Here is a 15,031-nt window from a genome sequence, read left to right as displayed (position 1 = left end):
CGCAGCCCTGACTCAGGCCCGGGACAGCTCGCCGTGCGCCGGCTGCGGGGCGTGCCCGCCCGCCGGACCCTGCGCGCCACGTGCCGCGGGCCGAGCGGGCGCCGTCCGTATGCGTGCCGCCGCCCGCTTCGCCAGCCGACGCTCACGCCGCAGCTGCCGCGCCGTGCTGCTCGGCTCGGAGACCACCCCGTACCGCTGCTTCCAGACCTGGCGCGTCACCCACACGTCCAGGACCGCCCAGGTGGCCCCCACCGTGCTGCCGACACTGGTCAGCACCAGCGGGAACGCCAGCCAGGAGCCCGTGACCGTCAGCAGGTACGCGGCCATCGCCTGGATCACCGTCACCGACGTGACGATCCAGGCCCGCACCGCCGCGGTGCGCACCGGGTCCGGCAGCCTGCGCCGCCCGACCGGCTCCTCCACCCAGAGCTCATGACGCCCCGTGCTCATCCACCGTCACTCCCCACCACAGATAACCCGTACCAGGGTGGCTGCCCGTCGTGGGCCGTTCTACGCCGGTCGGACCGCCGCCCCCCGTACAGGAAGACGGCCGGCGGGCCGGGAAGATTCCCGGAAGGTGCAATTCCAGCCAACCGGGAAAACGGCCGGGACGGCACCGCGCCGGCGCCCCGCCGGCCCGGCACTGACGCCTCGCCAGGTGTCATGCGCCACAGGCGGAGCGGCCCGCACCCCGGGCCCGGTACCGGCATGGCGCGGATACCGGGACAAGTCATGATCAACACCGCGTGAGGCGGCCGAAAAACGTCCGGACGCGCCTTCGGGCCCCCTCCGCGGCAGTAGTAGGCTCGCGCCGTTTGCTGCTCTGTTGATGTGTACATCCCGTGCCGCGCCGGGCGGCCCGGGCGAGCTGGGGGAGGCCATGGGCTTTCGCGGGAAGTCGATCCGCAGGAAGATCGTGGCGCTGCTGCTCGTCCCCCTCCTGTCCCTGACCGGCCTCTGGGGCTTCGCGACCTTCATCACCGGTCGCGAGGCGGCCAACCTCCTCGACGTCGGCCACATCATGCAGAAGGTCGGCTACCCGCTGGAGGACACCGTCCGCGTGATCCAGCGCGAACGCCGCCAGAGCCTCGTGTACCTCGCCGACCCGCGCGCCGCCGACGCCCTGACCGACCTGCGCCGCGACCGCGCCGAGACCGACCGCACCATCGCCGTCATCCGCGCCAACGCCCGCGACCCCCGCGTCACCGGCGCCATGCAGGACACCGCCGGGCAGCGCCTCGACTCGCTCCTCGCGGCCTTCGACAGCCTGGCGACCCTGCGCCGGTCCATCGACACCCGCGCCGTCGGCCGACTCCAGGCGCTGGACTTCTACAACCGCCTCGTCGACCCCTGCTACACCTTCCTCGTCCACCTCAACGCCCTCGACAACGTCGAGATGGAGAAGCAGGGCCGCGCCCTCGTCGGCCTCACCCGCGCCCGCGAGATGCTCGCCCGCGAGGACGCCCTCGTCGTCTCCTCGCTCATCAGCAACCGCCTCACCGCCGAGGAGATCCGGCTGATCTCCGACCTGGTCGCCCGGCGCCGGCAGTTCTACGAACTCAGCCTGGAGGTCCTCCCGCAGGGCGAGCGCGACGTGTACCGGCTCTTCTGGCACGGCCCCCAGAGCCAGCCGCTGCGCGAGGTCGAGGAGGCGGTCGTCTCCGGCGGCCCCACCGACGACCCGCGCGCCACGGACGCCGCCCGCTGGACCGAGACCGCCGGCGTCGTCCTGGACGGCCTGGCCACCGAGAACCGGGAGGCGGGCGACCGCTACCAGGACCGCGTCGGCCCCGCCGCGCGGGGCGTGCTGCTCAAGGCCGGCGCCGCGGGCGTCCTCGGCTTCCTCGCCGTCCTGTGCTCCGTCATCGTCTCCGTGCGCGTCGGCCGCGGGCTGGTCCGCGACCTGACCCGGCTGCGCAAGGAGGCCCAGGAGGTGTCCGGCGCCCGCCTGCCCAGCGTGATGCGCCGCCTGGCCGCCGGCGAGCAGGTCGACGTCGAGACCGAAGTGCCCCGCCTGGAGTACGACAAGGACGAGGTCGGCCAGGTCGGCAAGGCCCTCAACACCCTCCAGCGCGCGGCCGTCGAAGCCGCCGTCAAGCAGGCCGACATGCGCCGAGGCGTCTCCGAGGTCTTCGTGAACCTCGCCCGCCGCAACCAGGTCCTCCTGCACCGGCAGCTGACCCTCCTCGACGCGATGGAGCGGCGCACCGAGGACACCGAGGAACTCGCCGACCTCTTCCGCCTCGACCACCTCACCACGCGCATGCGCCGCCACGCCGAGGGCCTGGTGATCCTCTCCGGGGCGGCCCCCTCCCGCCAGTGGCGCAGGCCCGTCCAGCTCATGGACGTCGTCCGGGCCGCGGTCGCCGAGGTCGAGGACTACGAGCGGATCGAGGTCCGGCGCCTGCCCCGCATCGGCGTCGGCGGGCCCGCGGTCGCCGACCTCACCCACCTCATCGCGGAACTCCTGGAGAACGCCACCGTCTTCTCCCCGCCCCACACCGCCGTCCAGGTGCTCGGCGAGCGCGTCGCCAACGGCTTCACCCTGGAGATCCACGACCGGGGCCTCGGCATGTCGCCGGAGGACCTCTTCGACGCGAACCTGCGCCTCGCCGAGACTCCCGAGTTCGAGCTGTCCGACACCGACCGGCTCGGCCTGTTCGTCGTCAGCCGCCTCGCCCGCCGGCAGAACGTCCGCGTCTCCCTCCAGCCCTCCCCGTACGGCGGCACCACCGCCGTCGTCTTCATCCCGGCCACGCTCCTCACCGAGGCGCCCGAGACGCAGGGCGCCGGTTTCCGGCTGGACCGCAAGACGCCCGACCGCCGCGGCGCCGGCGCCACCGCGGTCCGGCGCACCGCGTCGCCGCACACGACGAGGGCCCTGGACGGCCCCGTGGAGCTGGAGGGCCCGTTCGACCTCCTCGGCGACCTCTCCGACGAGCTCCGGGCGGGCCTGGAGGAGGGCCTCGACCGGCGCCACCGCGGCGGCGGCCGGGCCGACCGCGCGGACGCCCCGGACGACGCGCTCTTCGCGCCCCGCCCGCCCCTGCGCCCCGCCGGCGCCCCGGCGGGCGAGCAGCACCAGCAGGTCGCCGACGCCTCCGACGACCGCCCCACCGGGCCCATCCCGCTGCCCCGCCGCAGGCCCGCCCTGGTGGCCCGGCACGGCCGGCGCGTCGACGGTCCCTCGGCCCGCGCCCACCCGGCGCCCGCGGCGGACGAGCCCGGGCCCTCTCGCGCCGAGCGGCACCCGTCGGCCCCCGACGAGCGCGAGCTCGCCCCCAGGGGCCGCGACGGCGGCGGCAGCGGCGAGGACCGCGACCGCGCCGCCCGTGACCGCGACGGCGCCGCCCCGGACCACGACCGCGCCGCCGCGCCCGACGGCAGCGCCCCGCCGGCACCTGGCGCGTCCGCCCCGACGATCGGCGGCCTGCCCCGCCGGGTCCGCCAGGCGAGCCTCGTACCGCAGCTGCGCGACCAGGCCGAGCGGCCCGCCGCGCCGGCCGCGCCCGCCCCCGCACCCGGCCCGGCCGACACCGAGGACGCCGAGCGGGACGCCGAAGACGTACGCCGAAGAATGGCCGCGATGCAGCGAGGCTGGCAGCGCGCCCGCAGTGAGTCAGCACCAGGAACGACACCGGAGGGGGACGGTCGATGACCGCACCGAACGCCGCAACACCCAACTCAACCGGCGAGCTGAACTGGCTCCTCGACGAACTGGTCGAGCGGGTCGGCTCCATCCGCAAGGCCCTGGTCCTCTCCAGCGACGGCCTGCCGACGGGCGGCTCGCGGGACCTCAGCCGCGAGGACAGCGAGCACCTGGCCGCCGTGGCCTCCGGCTTCCACAGCCTCGCCAAGGGCGTCGGCCGCCACTTCGAGGCCGGCAAGGTCCGTCAGACCGTCGTCGAACTGGAGGACGCGTTCCTCTTCGTCACCGCCGCCGGTGACGGCAGCTGCCTCGCCGTCCTGGCGGACGCCGACTCCGACGTGGGCCTCGTCGCGTACGAGATGACGCTCATGGTCAAGCGCGTGGGCGCCCACCTCGCCACCGCCCCCCGGTCCGGCCTGCCCACCGGAGGGTGAGGCGGGATGCGATGAGCGACGCAGCGGCGAGACAGGCGCGGCGCCCCCGCCACGGCGGCGACGCCCACCACTGGTTCGACGACGACGCCGGCCCGGTGGTGCGCCCGTACGCGATGACCCGCGGCCGGACCGCCACCGCCGGCCGCCACCGGCTCGACCTGATCGCCGTGGTCGTCCCGGAGCCCGCGGCCGACGACCCCGGCCGCGACCAGACGCTCTCCCCGGAACACGTGGAGATCGTCGAACGCTGCAGCGAGTTCCCGCAGTCGATCGCCGAACTCGCCGCCGGGATGGACCTGCCCGTCGGGGTGGTCCGGGTCCTGGTCGGCGACCTCGTCGAGGACGAGCTGGTCCACGTAACCCGTCCCGTTCCGCCGGCCGAACTGCCGGACGTGAGCATTCTGCGTGAGGTGATCAATGGCCTTCGGGCGCTCTAGCCGCAAGGGTCCGCCGCCGGTCGAACCCGTGACGTTGAAGATCCTGGTCGCCGGCGGGTTCGGCGTGGGCAAGACCACGCTGGTCGGGGCGGTGAGCGAGATCCGTCCCCTGCGCACCGAGGAGGAGCTGACCGAGGCGAGCCGGCCGGTCGACGACCTGGACGGGGTCGAGTCCAAGTCGACGACCACGGTCGCGATGGACTTCGGCCGGATCACCCTGCGCGAGGACCTGGCGCTGTACCTGTTCGGCACGCCCGGCCAGGACCGGTTCTGGTTCCTCTGGGACGAGCTCGCGCAGGGCGCGCTCGGTGCGGTGGTCCTCGTCGACACCCGCCGCCTGGAGGACTCCTTCGCGGCCATCGACTACTTCGAGCGGCGGCGCATCCCGTTCGCCATCGCCGTCAACTGCTTCGAGGGCGCCGACCTGCACCCGGTCGAGACGGTTCGGGCCGCCCTGGACCTGGACCCGGCCGTACCGCTGCTGATGTGCGACGCCCGGCGGCGCGAGTCGGTCAAGGAGGTCCTCGTCGCGGTGGTCCGGCACGCGATGACCTTCACCGAGCCGACCCCGGAACCGGTCGCCACCTGACCCCGCCGCCCGCGCCCCTCACGGCGCGGGCGGCCCGCCGGGGCGCCCCGGCAGCGAACGCCACGCCACGGGGAAGTCGAAGTACGTGTCGGGGAAGTCCTCCGGCCGGTACGTGAAGTGCCACCACTCCTGCGGCAGGTTCACGAACCCCTCCGCCGCGAGCACCCCCCGCAGCGCGTCCCGGTTGCGCCGCGCCGCCCCCCGGACCCGCGGGTCGTCGGTGTGCGACAGCGTGTCGAAGCAGTCGTACCCCGTCCCCATGTCGAGCGAGGCGTCGGGGAACCGCTCCGCGCGCGGCGCCGCGCAGTCCACGAGCGCCTCGCCGGGCACGTACGGGCGGGTCGGCGCCGCCGGCAGCCGCACCAGCGTCACGTCGACGGTCGAGCCCCGGCTGTGCCCGGAACGCTCCGCCACGTACCCGTCCGCGAACAGCCGCGACTTGTCCACGCGCGGGTGGAACTCCGCCCGCATGCGCTCGTCGACCGGATCCCGCGCCCACCGGACGAAGTGGTCGACGGCCCGCTGCGGCCGGTAGCAGTCGTACACCTTCAGCGAGTACCCCCGCCGCAGCAGCCGGGTCTGCGCCCGGTGCAGCGCCCGCGCCGCCGACCGGGTCAGGAGGCACACCGGCTGGTGGTACCCGTCCACCGGCTCGCCGACGAAGTTGTGCGCGGTCGTGTACCGCAGGTCCCGCAGGACGGTCGGGTCGACCGCCTCAAGCGCCACGAACCCCCGCGGCGCGACGGGTTCCGCCCCGGCCGCCGCCCGCGCCACCGCCGCCGGGCCAGCCGCCGTACGGGCCGGGGGAGGGGCGGCGGGAGCGGCGGCCAGGGCGAGCGCCCCGGCGGCGGTGGCGGCCAGGGACCGTACGAGCACACCTCGTCCTGTCATGAACGCCGTCTACCATCCCGGTCGCTCGTCGGTACAGTGCGCCCCGTGCGAAACACCCATTGCGCCCACTGCGGTGCCCCCTACGCCGACCCGGCCCAGCCCTGGCCCCGCACCTGTCCCTCTTGCACCACCGTCACCTACCGCAACCCCCTGCCCGTGGCCGTGGCCCTCCTGCCCGCCTCCGGCCCCGACGGCACCGGGCTCGTGGTCACCACCCGCACCATCGACCCCGCGCGCGGTGGCACCGCCCTGCCCGGCGGCTACATCGACCACGCCGAGGACTGGCGCGAGGCCGTCGTACGGGAGCTCCGCGAGGAGACCGGCATCGAGGCCGCCGCCCGCGACGTGGCCCTGGCCGACGCGATGAGCGCGCCCGGCGGCCACCTGCTCCTCTTCGGCCTCCTTCCCGAGCGCCCCGCGGCCGACCTGCCGCCCTCCGCCCCCACCGACGAGACGTCCGGGCACCACCTCCTTCGCGCCCCGGCGCCCCTGGCCTTCCCCCTCCACACCGAGGCGGCCCGCCGCTTCTTCGCGGGGGAATACGACCACCCGCACCCCCGCCCCTGACCCCGGCCCGGTGGGTCCCACGTCTTCCGCCCCTCAGCCCCGGCCCCGGCGGGTCCCGCGCCTCCCGCCCTCAGCCCCCGTCCCGGGCGCCCGACCCGCGCACCCGCACCCCCGCGGGCCCTACCGCCACCGCCCCCGCGTCGGTCACCAGCTCCACCCGCACCTCACCGTCGACCCACCGCGTGACGTACCGCTCCACATCCGCCCGGTCCCACCCGTCACCCGAGTCCCGCACGACCAGCCCGCCGCCGGTGCGCCCGGGCGCCGGCGCCCACACCTCCAGCTCCGTGCCACCCTCCTCGCCCCGCACCGGGACCACCGACCCCGCCCGCACCAGCACGGGCACCCGCGACAGCGGCGCCTCCACCAACACCTGCCCCGGCCCCTCGTGCGCCTGCCCGGTCACCATGTCGTACCAGCGGCCCCGCGGCAGCCGGACCGCCCGCCGGTCCGTCCCGCGCGTCAGCACCGGCGCCACCAGCAGCGCGTCCCCCAGCAGGAACGCGTCCTCGCACTCCCGCAGCACCCGGTCCTCCGGCGCACCCCACCACAGCGGCCGCGCGTACGGCGCGCCCGTCAGCCGGGCCAGCCGCGCCAGCGACACGAAGTACGGCCGCAGCCGCTCCCGTTCCTCCAGCGCCGCCCGCGCGTACTCCAGCACCTTCGGGCCGAACTCCCACGGCTCGCGCCGCCCGGCGTCGATCGCCGCGTGCGTACGGAACAGCGGCAGCCAGGCACCCAGCTGGAACCACCGCAGGTACAGCTCCGGCGAGGGGAACCCGTCGAAACCACCCACGTCCGGCCCCGAGTACGGCACCCCGCACAGCCCCAGCCCCAGCACCAGTGACAGCGACGCCCGCAGGCCCGGCCACCCCGTGGCCACGTCCCCCGACCAGGTCCCGCCGTACCGCTGCATCCCCACCCACCCCGAGCGGGAGAACAGGAACGGCCGCTCCCGGGGGCGCAGCCGCGCCAGCCCCTCGTACCCGGCCCGGGCCATCGCCAGCGCGTACACGTTGTGCGCCTCCCGGTGGTCCCCGCCCCGGCCCTCCAACGCGTGCCGCGCCGACCGGGGCAGTGTCATGTCCCCGAACGGCGTGAAAGACACCGGCTCGTTCATGTCGTGCCACACCCCGGCGAACCCCTGCGCCAGCCGCTCCTCGTACAACCGTCCCCACCAGCCGCGCACCGCCGGATCGGTGAAGTCCGGGAACACGCACTCACCCGGCCACACCACGCCCCGCACCACCTCCCCCCGCGCGTCCCGCACGAACGCCCCCCGCGCCCCCACCCGCGCACCGCCCTCGTACACCGCACCGCCCGGCTCCGCCTTCACCGCCGGGTCCACGATCGACACCAGCCGCACCCCCTGCTCCCGCAGCTCCGCCGCCAGCCCCGGCAGGTCCGGGAACCGCTCCCGGTCCACGGTGAACACCCGGTGCCCGTCGTAGTGGTCGATGTCCAGGTGCAGCGCCGCCAGCGGCAGGCCGCGCTCCCGGTACCCGGCCACCACCCGCCGCACCTCCTCTGCGCTGCCGAACCCCCACCGCGCGTGCTGCGGCCCCAGCGCCCACGACGGCGGCACCGCCGGCGCCCCGGTCAGCTGCGCCCACCCGCGCAGCACCCGAGCCGGCGTCCCCACCACCACCCAGCAGCGCAGCGGACCCCCGCTCATCCGCACCTCCACCAGCCCCGGCCGGTCATGGCCCGACCCCGCCCCCTCGCCGCCCTCCCGGAGCGTGACCCGCCCGTCCCACGGGTTGTCGTGGAACGCCAAGTGCGTCCCCGCGTCCGCCACCACCCAGTGGACCGGCATCGTGACGTACAGCGGATCGTCCTGCGGACCGAAGCTCCCGCGCGGGTCGCTGTTCCACAGCCGGTACGCCCCGTCCCGCAGGCGCGGTCCGCCCGCGCGGCCCCCCAGCCCGAAGAAGCGGGCGTCGGCCGGCACCTCCGACCGCTGCACCCACCGGGCCGCGCCCCCGCCCACCGGCTCCCACCAGCGCGGCGGGAGGTCCCGCCGCAGCACCACCCCGCCCGGTGTGCGCACCTCCACCGCCCCGTTGCGCGACACCGCCACCGTCACCCGCTCGGCCACCACCCGCCATCCGCCGTCCGTGTCCGGCTCCAGCACCACCCGCGCGTCCGGTTCGGGCACCTCGCCCGCCAACGCGTACGACGGCAGGGGCTCCGCCCCGTCCCACCCCCAGAACACCGTCCCGCCGGCCGACACGCACACCCGGAGCACCGCGCGCGCGAACCGCACCACGCCCCCGCCCGGCAGCGGCTCCACACCCGTCATCGGCCCCGGCACCCGGGCCCGCTCCGGACCCCGCGCGGGCAGCCCCGCGGCGTCCGCCCGCCACCGCCGCCACGCCGAACGCATGGCCCGCGGCCCCCGCACCCTGCCGAACACCCACATCGAACGCACCAGCTCACGACCGTCCATGCCGAGCACCCTGTCACCCCCCAGGGGGCGCACGGGAGGCGTTCAACAGCCGTTCACCCGTGGTCACACCACATGTTCAACGCCCCGACCATGGGTGGAGGACCCTGGTGTGATCCCGGCTCCCATGGCACAGTCCCTGTCAGCCGCGTCCGCGCACACCCATGCCAGTGCGCGCGACACACGCACACCCGCGTACAGCCAGGGAGCCCACCCCCATGACATCGACGTCAGCGACAGCGCACTCCGACCAGCCCCAGCCGCTCTGGCAGCCGGACCAGGACCGCATCGCCTCCGCCGCGGTCACCCGCTTCCAGGCATGGGCCGCAGAACGCCACGGCGCCCCCGCGGAGGGCGGGTACCCGGCCCTCCACCGCTGGTCCGTCGACCACCTCGACACCTTCTGGCAGGCCGTCACCGAGTGGTTCGACGTCCACTTCACCACCCCGTACACGCGCGTCCTCGGCGACCGCTCCATGCCCGGCGCCCAGTGGTTCCCCGGCGCCACCCTCAACTACGCCGAACACGCCCTGCGCGCCGCCGACCAGCGCCCCGAAGCCCCCGCGCTCCTCCACGTCGACGAGACCCACGAGCCGACCCCCGTCACCTGGGCCGAACTGCGCCGCCAGGTCGGCGCGCTCGCCGCCGAACTGCGCGCCCTCGGCGTACGCCCCGGCGACCGCGTCAGCGGCTACCTGCCCAACGTCCCGCAGGCCGTCACCGCCCTCCTCGCCACCGCCGCCGTCGGCGCCGTGTGGACCTCCTGCGCCCCCGACTTCGGCGCCCGCAGCGTCCTGGACCGCTTCCAGCAGGTCGAGCCGGTCGTCCTCTTCACCGTCGACGGCTACCGCTACGGCGGCAAGGAGCACGACCGCCGCGACACCGTCGCCGAACTGCGCCGCGAGCTGCCCACCCTCCGCGCCGTGGTCCACATCCCGCTCCTCGGCACCCCAGCCCCCGACGGAGCCCTGGAGTGGTCGGCCCTCACCGCGGGCGACGCCACCCCCCGCTACGAGCAGGTCCCCTTCGACCACCCGCTGTGGATCCTCTACTCCTCCGGCACCACCGGCCTGCCCAAGGCCATCGTCCAGTCCCAGGGCGGCATCCTGCTCGAACACTTCAAGCAGCTGGGCCTCCACAGCGACCTCGGCCCCGACGACGTGTTCTTCTGGTACACCTCCACCGGCTGGATGATGTGGAACTTCCTCGTCTCCGGCCTCCTCACCGGCACCACCGTCGTCCTCTACGACGGCAGCCCGGGGTACCCCGCCACGGACGCCCAGTGGCGCGTCGCCGAACGCACCCGCGCCACCCTCTACGGCACCTCCGCCGCCTACGTCATGGCCTGCCGCAAGGCCGGCGTCCACCCCGCCCGCGACCACGACCTGTCCCGTGTCCGGTGCGTCGCCACCACGGGCTCCCCCCTGCCCCCCGACGGCTTCCGCTGGCTCCACGACGAGTTCGCCACCGCCGGCGCCGACCTGTACGTCGCCTCCGTCAGCGGCGGAACCGACGTGTGCAGTTGCTTCGCCGGGGCCGTCCCCACCCTCCCCGTCCACATCGGCGAGCTCCAGGCGCCCTGCCTCGGCACGGACCTCCAGGCGTGGGACCCCCATGGCAAGCCGCTGACCGGCGAGGTCGGCGAACTCGTCGTCACCAACCCCATGCCGTCCATGCCGATCCGCTTTTGGAACGACCCCGACGGCAGCCGCTACCACGACAGCTACTTCGACACCTACCCCGGCGTCTGGCGCCACGGCGACTGGATCACCCTCACCGACCACGGCTCCGTCGTCATCCACGGCCGCTCGGACTCCACCCTCAACCGCCAGGGCGTCCGCATGGGCAGCGCCGACATCTACGAGGCCGTCGAGCGCCTCCCCGAGATCAAGGAGTCCCTCGTCATCGGCCTGGAGGAACCGGACGGCGGCTACTGGATGCCGCTCTTCGTCCATCTCGCCGAAGGAGCCGTCCTCGACGACGCCCTCGTCGACCGCGTCAAGCGGACCATCCGCAGCGAACTCTCCCCCCGCCACGTCCCCGACGAGATCATCCAGGTCCCCGGCGTCCCCCACACTCTCACCGGCAAGCGCATCGAGGTCCCCGTCAAGCGCCTCCTCCAGGGCACCCCCCTGGAAAAGGCCTGCAACCCCGGCTCCATCGACGACGTCACCCTCCTCCACTTCTACGAGGACCTCGCCCGCCGCCGCGCCCAGCGCCCCGCCGACTGACCCGACGGAGCGGCGCTGTCAGACCCCGCGATTACTCTGAGTGAGCACTGATCGACAGCTGATCACCAGGGGGACCCATGGCGCACACCAGGACCACCACATCGCTGCGGCGGAGGCTGCGCCGCGAAGTGCCGGGCACCGTCGGCCTCCTCGCCGACGCCCGGGACTTCGCGGCCATGCGCCGCTACCGCACCTTCCCCTTCGACGACCACACCACCTACCTCCGCGAGACCGAGCGCCTGCTGAGGACGCTCGCCGCCGGCGGCACCCACACCACCGTCACCCTCTTCGATCCCGAGGACTACGCCGCATACTGCGCCGAGACCGGCCTCGACCCCGACACCCGGGCAAGCCGCAGCCGGTACACCGCCGAGATCGCCGCCGCCCGCACCCGCGTCCCGTACCGCGGCCAGCCCCTCGACGAACTGGTGCCCCTCCTCGTCGGCGCGGCCGTCCGGCACGCCACCCGCGAGTACGCCACCCTGCTCCTCGCCGACGCCGGACGCTGCGCCGACTGCGGCCAGGACATCGGACACGCCGCCTTCGACCAGGCCACCCGCGCCGTCCTGCGCATCCTCGACGGTGCCGGCCCCGGCACCCACCACCTGGTCCTGAGCGTCCCCGCCGCCGACGACCACCTCCTCGCCGTCCTCCACACCGACCGCACCGGGCCCGACCGCCCCCGCCTGGACTCGCCGGAGGGCTCCGAGTTCGTCACCGTCCTCGCCGCCGGCCTGGCCCGTTCCGCCCCCGGCGGCATTGTCCTGCGCACCAGCGGCCCCGGCGCCCCGGACCGCCTCCACGGCTGGCGCCTGGCCCACGGACGCCTCGTCCCCCTCACCGAGGCCGAGGTCTTCAACGCCTACTGCACCGACGCCGACACCGGGGAACCCCTCCCTCCCGAACCAGGCGTCGAGTACCGGGCCGGTTTCGACCTCGCCCCCGACGACGGCCGCCCCGGCCACCACTGACACACGAAGGGGGTCCCCCCGCCACGCGGGAGGACCCCCTTCGAACACTCGGCTCACCGGCCCACGGACCGACCGCTCACCGGATCACTCCCCGGAGAGCACCGCCTGCGCGGCGACGCGCGCCTCCTCCGCCGAGTCGGCGGCCCGCGCGGCGGCCGCGGCCCGCTCGCACTGCGCCAGCGTGTACTTCGCCAGCGTCGCCCGCACATAGGGGATCGACGCCGCACCCATCGAAAGGGAGGTGACGCCCAGACCCGTCAGCACGCACGCCAGCAGCGGGTCGGAGGCCGCCTCGCCGCACACCCCGCAGCTCTTGTCCTCGGCACGCGCGGCGTCGGCGGCCATCGCGATCAGGTCGAGCAGCGCGGGCTGCCACGGGTCCTGCAGCCGCGACACGGCGCCGACCTGCCGGTCGGCGGCGAAGGTGTACTGCGCGAGGTCGTTCGTGCCCAGCGACAGGAACTCCACCTCCCGCAGGATGGAACGCGCCCGCAGCGCCGCCGACGGGATCTCCACCATCGCGCCGAACTTGGCCCGAAGCCCCGCCTCCCGGCACGCGTCGGCGAACGCCTTCGCGTCCGCCCGGTCCGCCACCATCGGCGCCATGACCTCGAGGTACACCGGCAGCCCCTCGGCCGCCTTCGCCAGCGCGGTCAGCTGCGTCCGCAGCACCTCCGGGTGGTCGAGCAGCGTCCGCAGGCCCCGCACGCCCAGCGCCGGGTTCGGCTCGTCGGCCGGCGTGAGGAAGGCCAGCGGCTTGTCGGCGCCCGCGTCCAGCACCCGCACGACGACCCGGCCCTCCGGGAACGCCTCCAGGACCTTCCGGTACGCCTCGACCTGCTTCTCCTCCGACGGCGCACGCTCGCTGTCGTCCAGGAAGAGGAACTCGGTGCGGAACAGACCGACGCCCTCGGCGCCCGCCTCCACCGCGGCCGGCACGTCCGCCGGGCCACCGACGTTGGCCAGCAGCGGCACCCGGTGCCCGTCCGAGGTCGCGCCCGGGCCGGTCGAAGCGGCCAGCGCGGCCTTGCGCTCCCGAGCGGCCCGCTCCATCGCGCCGCGCTTCTCCTCGCTCGGGTCGACGAACACCTCACCGGTGCTGCCGTCGACCGCGACCACGGTGCCCTCGGCCAGTTCGCACGCGCCCGGCAGGGCCACCACGGCCGGCACCCCGAGCGCCCGGGCCAGGATCGCGCTGTGGCTGGTCGGCCCGCCCTCCTCGGTGACGAAGCCCAGCACCAGCGCCGGGTCGAGCAGCGCCGTGTCCGCCGGCGCCAGGTCCCGCGCGATCAGCACGTACGGCTCGTCGCTGTCGGGCACACCCGGCATGGGCACGCCCAGCAACCGCGCCACGATCCGGTTCCGCACGTCGTCGAGGTCGGCGACCCGCCCGGCGAGGTACTCGCCGGCCCCGGCCAGCAGCGCCCGGTACGCGGCGAACGCGTCGTACACGGCCCGCTCGGCGGTGGACCCGACGGCGATGCGACGTTCCACGTCGGCCATCAGCTCGGGGTCCTGCGCCATCATGGCCTGCGCCTCGAGGACGTGCTGGGCCTCGCCGCCGGCGAGGTTGCCCCGCGCTATCAGGTCGGCGGCCACGGCCTCCACGGCCTGGCGGGCGCGCCCCTGCTCACGTCCGGCGTCCTCGGCGGGGATCTGCTTCGCCGGCGGCTCCAGCACCGCGGTCCCCATGTGCCGGACCTCGCCGATCGCCACACCGTGGCTGACCCCGACGCCGCGCAGCGTTGTCTCCATGTTCACCCGTCTCCGATCGAGCGGCGGCCGCGGCCGCCGCGTAGGAACATCCCGTTCACCGCCGTCCACGGGGACGGCGGTGACGTCACTGCCAGCTGAAGAGCGTGTCGCCGGTCTTCACGTCGCCGTCCTCGCGCAGCTCGCCGAGAGCGTCGGCGGTGGCCTCCAGGGCGACGACCGGGCAGATCGCGGACTTCCCGGCCTCCTCCACCGCGGCGGGGTTCCAGCGCACGACGTCCTGGCCACGCGTGACGGTGTCGCCCTTGTTGACGAGCAGCTCGAAGCCCTCACCGTTGAGCTGGACGGTGTCGATGCCCAGGTGCGTCAGCACGCCGTGTCCCTCGGCGTCGACGACGACGAAGGCGTGCGGGTGCAGGGAGACCACGACGCCGTCGACGGGCGCGACGGCCGTGGAGGGCTCGCGCACGGGGTCGATGGCGGTACCCGGGCCGACCATGGCCCCGGAGAACACCGGGTCCGGTACGGCGGCGAGTCCGATGGCGCGTCCGGCGAGGGGCGACGTCACGGTGGTCATGGAGGGCCTCCCAGAGGGCGGGGATGGGGTGCCGCCGTCACTGCCTGTCCTGGACGGCGTGCTGTTCAGAGCGTATGTCATGGAAAGTCCGGGTTCCGCGTGAGAGGCCCTGGTTGCAGGACCTCGGGACCACCGGCGGCGATTTGCCTCAACTAGTAGGCAGGAGTACTGTCGTACCCCTGCCTGGCACCGATGCGACTACGCGTCAAGGGTCGGCAGCGGCGCCTGTCAGGGCGAGATCCTAACTGGTCTACACCACTACTGGTCTACACCTCTGCGTGTGATCGGTCGGGGAGTGGTCAGGAAGGCCGATAAACCCTGATAGTGTCGGAGCCGCCGGAAAGGGAATCGCGAAAGCGGAGAACGGCCCGGCAGCCCGCTCCAGCGGGTGGCGGAAACGGAAATCGGATCTGCTAGGCTGGAGACACGAAAGACCGAAGGGAAGCGCCCGGAGGAAAGCCCGAGAGGGTGAGTACGAAGGAAGCGTCCGTTCCTTGAGAACTCAACAGCGTGCCAAAAATCAACG

At 74.6% G+C, this 15,031-nt stretch carries 12 protein-coding genes; 7 read left to right on the top strand and 5 right to left on the bottom strand.

The genetic code is table 11. The features are described 5' to 3' along the window. Window positions 1–12: 12 nt before the first annotated feature. Window positions 13–450 (bottom strand): hypothetical protein, encoded by a 438-nt coding sequence (locus LPA54_RS08045; protein WP_228975242.1) that lies wholly within the window; start codon window positions 448–450, stop codon window positions 13–15. A 430-nt stretch (window positions 451–880) separates the two neighbouring features. Between LPA54_RS08045 and LPA54_RS08040 the strand changes: the two genes are divergently transcribed. From LPA54_RS08040 to LPA54_RS08025, 4 genes are read left to right on the top strand one after another with little or no spacing between them, the layout of a single operon-like run. Next, window positions 881–3,658, top strand: a complete 2,778-nt coding sequence (locus LPA54_RS08040; protein WP_228975596.1) for a nitrate- and nitrite sensing domain-containing protein — start codon at window positions 881–883, stop codon at window positions 3,656–3,658. Further along, window positions 3,655–4,083, top strand: a complete 429-nt coding sequence (locus LPA54_RS08035; RefSeq protein ID WP_058944973.1) for a roadblock/LC7 domain-containing protein — start codon at window positions 3,655–3,657, stop codon at window positions 4,081–4,083. The genes LPA54_RS08040 and LPA54_RS08035 overlap by 4 nt, the downstream gene beginning before the upstream one ends. Window positions 4,084–4,094: 11 nt before the next feature. After that, window positions 4,095–4,520 carry a DUF742 domain-containing protein gene (locus tag LPA54_RS08030; protein ID WP_228975240.1) on the top strand — a complete coding sequence of 142 codons (426 nt, stop codon included), beginning with the start codon at window positions 4,095–4,097 and terminating at the stop codon, window positions 4,518–4,520. Continuing rightward, window positions 4,501–5,109, top strand: coding sequence for an ATP/GTP-binding protein (locus tag LPA54_RS08025; RefSeq protein WP_228975237.1), 609 nt, complete (start codon window positions 4,501–4,503; stop codon window positions 5,107–5,109). The genes LPA54_RS08030 and LPA54_RS08025 overlap by 20 nt, the downstream gene beginning before the upstream one ends. Window positions 5,110–5,127: 18 nt before the next feature. Here the strand turns inward: LPA54_RS08025 and LPA54_RS08020 are convergent, their stop codons facing one another. Continuing rightward, the gene (locus LPA54_RS08020) at window positions 5,128–6,000 is read right to left on the bottom strand and encodes a M15 family metallopeptidase (RefSeq protein WP_228975235.1); all 873 of its coding nucleotides are present in this window, start codon (window positions 5,998–6,000) and stop codon (window positions 5,128–5,130) included. A gap of 45 nt (window positions 6,001–6,045) precedes the next feature. Here LPA54_RS08020 and LPA54_RS08015 point away from each other — a divergent pair, with 45 nt between their 5' ends. Next, window positions 6,046–6,567, top strand: a complete 522-nt coding sequence (locus LPA54_RS08015) for an NUDIX domain-containing protein (RefSeq protein WP_228975234.1) — start codon at window positions 6,046–6,048, stop codon at window positions 6,565–6,567. Between the two features lie 70 nt (window positions 6,568–6,637). Here LPA54_RS08015 and LPA54_RS08010 read toward each other — a convergent pair whose 3' ends face one another. Further along, window positions 6,638–9,016, bottom strand: a complete 2,379-nt coding sequence (locus LPA54_RS08010; protein WP_228975232.1) for a glycoside hydrolase family 31 protein — start codon at window positions 9,014–9,016, stop codon at window positions 6,638–6,640. A 215-nt stretch (window positions 9,017–9,231) separates the two neighbouring features. On the opposite strand from LPA54_RS08010, the gene LPA54_RS08005 reads away from it, so the two are divergent. Together LPA54_RS08005 and LPA54_RS08000 are read left to right on the top strand one after the other, a co-directional pair. After that, the gene (locus LPA54_RS08005; RefSeq protein ID WP_228975230.1) at window positions 9,232–11,244 is read left to right on the top strand and encodes an acetoacetate--CoA ligase; all 2,013 of its coding nucleotides are present in this window, start codon (window positions 9,232–9,234) and stop codon (window positions 11,242–11,244) included. 77 nt (window positions 11,245–11,321) lie between these two features. Beyond that, window positions 11,322–12,215: a hypothetical protein gene (locus LPA54_RS08000; RefSeq protein ID WP_228975229.1), complete on the top strand. Its 894-nt coding sequence runs from the start codon at window positions 11,322–11,324 to the stop codon at window positions 12,213–12,215. Between the two features lie 84 nt (window positions 12,216–12,299). Here LPA54_RS08000 and ptsP read toward each other — a convergent pair whose 3' ends face one another. Beyond that, window positions 12,300–13,970, bottom strand: a complete 1,671-nt coding sequence (ptsP, locus tag LPA54_RS07995; RefSeq protein ID WP_228975592.1) for a phosphoenolpyruvate--protein phosphotransferase — start codon at window positions 13,968–13,970, stop codon at window positions 12,300–12,302. Between the two features lie 85 nt (window positions 13,971–14,055). Beyond that, window positions 14,056–14,505, bottom strand: coding sequence for a PTS glucose transporter subunit IIA (locus tag LPA54_RS07990; protein WP_228975226.1), 450 nt, complete (start codon window positions 14,503–14,505; stop codon window positions 14,056–14,058). Window positions 14,506–15,031: the final 526 nt, after the last annotated feature.

This window comes from Streptomyces sp. DH12, from assembly GCF_020873895.1.
Classification (GTDB): Bacteria; Actinomycetota; Actinomycetes; order Streptomycetales; family Streptomycetaceae; genus Streptomyces.
The sequence above is the reverse complement of the archived record's forward strand: the minus strand, read 5'-3'. Positions and strand labels throughout refer to the sequence as shown.

Coding starts and splice junctions, on each gene's coding strand:
- LPA54_RS08040 (WP_228975596.1), top strand. CDS start 881: ATGGGCTTTCGCGGGAAGTCGATCCGCAGGAAGATCGTGGCGCTGCTG.
- LPA54_RS08010 (WP_228975232.1), bottom strand. CDS start 9,016: ATGGACGGTCGTGAGCTGGTGCGTTCGATGTGGGTGTTCGGCAGGGTG.
- LPA54_RS08000 (WP_228975229.1), top strand. CDS start 11,322: ATGGCGCACACCAGGACCACCACATCGCTGCGGCGGAGGCTGCGCCGC.
- ptsP (WP_228975592.1), bottom strand. CDS start 13,970: ATGGAGACAACGCTGCGCGGCGTCGGGGTCAGCCACGGTGTGGCGATC.
- LPA54_RS08035 (WP_058944973.1), top strand. CDS start 3,655: ATGACCGCACCGAACGCCGCAACACCCAACTCAACCGGCGAGCTGAAC.
- LPA54_RS08025 (WP_228975237.1), top strand. CDS start 4,501: ATGGCCTTCGGGCGCTCTAGCCGCAAGGGTCCGCCGCCGGTCGAACCC.
- LPA54_RS08030 (WP_228975240.1), top strand. CDS start 4,095: ATGAGCGACGCAGCGGCGAGACAGGCGCGGCGCCCCCGCCACGGCGGC.
- LPA54_RS08020 (WP_228975235.1), bottom strand. CDS start 6,000: ATGACAGGACGAGGTGTGCTCGTACGGTCCCTGGCCGCCACCGCCGCC.
- LPA54_RS08045 (WP_228975242.1), bottom strand. CDS start 450: ATGAGCACGGGGCGTCATGAGCTCTGGGTGGAGGAGCCGGTCGGGCGG.
- LPA54_RS08005 (WP_228975230.1), top strand. CDS start 9,232: ATGACATCGACGTCAGCGACAGCGCACTCCGACCAGCCCCAGCCGCTC.
- LPA54_RS07990 (WP_228975226.1), bottom strand. CDS start 14,505: ATGACCACCGTGACGTCGCCCCTCGCCGGACGCGCCATCGGACTCGCC.